This is a genomic window from Trinickia sp. (assembly GCF_051961175.1).
Classification (GTDB): domain Bacteria; phylum Pseudomonadota; class Gammaproteobacteria; order Burkholderiales; family Burkholderiaceae; genus Trinickia.
In genome coordinates, this window is the sequence record NZ_JBQCDN010000057.1 from 1 (window position 1) to 2,542 (window position 2,542).

At 62.0% G+C, this 2,542-nt stretch carries 2 protein-coding genes; both read left to right on the forward strand.

The features are described from left to right. The first annotated feature begins 157 nt into the window (after positions 1 to 157). Positions 158 to 661, forward strand: coding sequence for a DUF192 domain-containing protein (locus tag ACTHL0_RS03365; RefSeq protein ID WP_440565175.1), 504 nt, complete (start codon positions 158 to 160; stop codon positions 659 to 661). Between the two features lie 548 nt (positions 662 to 1,209). Then, positions 1,210 to 2,364, forward strand: a complete 1,155-nt coding sequence (locus tag ACTHL0_RS03370) for a trypsin-like serine peptidase (RefSeq protein WP_440565176.1) — start codon at positions 1,210 to 1,212, stop codon at positions 2,362 to 2,364. Positions 2,365 to 2,542: the final 178 nt, after the last annotated feature.

The following is a 2,542-nucleotide window of genomic DNA, read 5'->3' on the forward strand; positions in this document are numbered from 1 at the left end:
AGAGCTGTCGGCCGCCGTGAGTGCTTCAGCACTGACTGCGGCCCATACAGAGCGCCTTACTCCGGTTTCACGCAGAGCGCGTCTGCGCCGGCTTTTTCAGTGGCCGTGCTCGCTCGCGTAAGATGCGCGGGTTCTCGTCGTCGATAAGGAGTGTGTCGTGCGATTTTCGTTTCGCCCGTGGATGGCGCGCCTGGCGCTTGCCGTCGCTTTGCCCGTCTGCGCGCTCGCAGCACAGTTCGTGCCCATCGCCGCCTCCGCGCAGGCGATGCCCGCCGGCGCCAAGCCGCCCGAGGCTTTCCCGCACGTGAAGCTGACGGCCGGGATGTTCGTCATCGACGCGGCCGTGGCCGCCAACGACGCCGATCGCGAGCAGGGACTCATGTTTCGGACGCAACTCGCACCGAACGAAGGGATGCTGTTCGTCTTCAATGAGAACGCCGTCCACTGCTTTTGGATGAAGAACACGCTGATTCCGCTGTCGATCGCCTTCATGCGCGCCGACGGCACCGTCACGGACATCGACGAGATGCAGGCGGAGACGACCAACAACCACTGCCCGCGCAACAACGGCGTGTACGCCCTTGAGATGAGCAAAGGCTGGTTCTCCTCGAAGGGGATCAAGCCGGGCATGAAAATCGGCGGGCTGCCCCAGCCGCAGTGATCCTCGGGGCACCTCGCCTTCCGTCAAGCCAACCTTCACGGTTGGCTTTTTTATTTTCTAAACAGCAGTTTTCCGTCGATACTGAAATAGCACTCCGGCGTAAATATTCCACCAAACTGGCACATCTATCAGTTGCCCACCCCTTGGTCGCATGATTTACTGGAATCCATCAAAACAACGATAATCGAGACGACGGATTACCAACCCTTGAACGAAAGAGAATCTTTTACGCTTTAATCCGCGCCGAATCCGGCACGCTGGCAATCAGCCCATCGTCAACCGCACCGCGCCAGGCGCACCAGCGCTCGTGCGTGTCGCAGCAGGCATGCGAGCGCGGCATGGTGAGCGGGTTGCATCATGGGTTCGTTTTCTTCGAATGAAACATAGCATTTATTCAATCTCACTAACAATCTGCCCGTATAGCTGCACCCGAACCCTCGCTGGCGCTTCATATTAAAAACAAAACAACAGAATCGCCTTCGCCGGTTAATCGCTTTATTTTTCCAGCCATCAATCAAGCAGAAGCAACATGGAATAAGGAGATTAAAATGAACAAGGTCGCAATGTATGTGGGTATTTCATTGGTCGGCTCCTGTGTCGCCATGGGCGCCACCGCACAGCAGGTCAGGACGGTAGGCGCGATTTCGCAGATCGTCGTGCCGGCGGTGGCTGCGCAGGCTGCCGACACGATCGATTTTGCACACGCGCGGCCGATGCCGCTGCCGAACCCGGGAATGGCAGCGCCGCCGCTCGCCGATGCCCTGCTGCAAGCCCCGGTTCGCCTGGGGGCGCCCGCCTATGCACCCGGTGGCATGGGTGACGGCAAACGCGCGCCGGTCAGGCTCGCCCCCTCCAGTAGCGCGAGCGCCGTCAGCGGACAGGATCAAGTCAGCCCGCAGGAGTTCGGTACGTCGAACCAGGTTTTCACGACGAACCGAGCCGACGCGCTGGGCGACAACACGCAGTATCACTACCCGTTCGCCCCGGCCGGGAAGCTGTTTTTCAACATCGGCAGCGCGACCTACGTGTGCTCGGCCTCGCTGCTTAAACCGGGCATCGTCGTCACGGCGGCCCACTGCGTCGCGAACTTCGGCCACAACCAGTTCTACTCGAACTGGGCGTTCGTGCCGGCCTACAGCAATGGCGCCGCGCCATACGGCGTATGGCGGGCGGCATCGGCAACGGTCATGACGGCGTACTACAACGGCACGGATTCGTGCACCGTGAGCGGTGTCGTCTGTCAGGACGACGTCGCCGTCCTGACGCTTGCCCCGCAATCCGGCTCATACGCGGGCACTCACACCGGCTGGTACGGTTACGGCTGGAACGGCTACGGCTTCAACCCATCGTCGCAAGCGCTGATCGATCAGCTGGGCTACCCGGTCGCGCTCGACGGCGGCGCGCTGATGGAGCGCAACGATTCCCAGGGCTACAAGGCCGGGAACTTCTCCAATAACACGATCATCGGATCGTTGATGACGGGCGGCTCGAGCGGCGGCCCGTGGCACGTCAATCTCGGCATCGCGCCGAGCCTGTCGGGCACGAGCTTCGGCAGCGGCGCCGGCCGCAACACCGTCGTCGGCGTCACGAGCTGGGGCTATACCGATACCACGGTCAAGCAGCAGGGCGCCTCTTCGTTCACGAGCGGCAATATCGTCCCGCTCGTCAACGCGGTCTGCTCGCAAACGCCGGGCGCTTGCTGAGCGCGTATTCCGACCGCATTCGCAGCACCGCTATTCGCCCGCTCGGGGGCGAGGGACGGTTGCCGTTCGGCGCCGTCCCTTTTTCCTTTCCCGCCGATCCTTCCCGCGTCGCCCCCTCCCCCGCCCCAGGGCCTGTTTTCGCTTCCCTGCAAAAGCCTCAGGCAGGCGCTATGCTTCT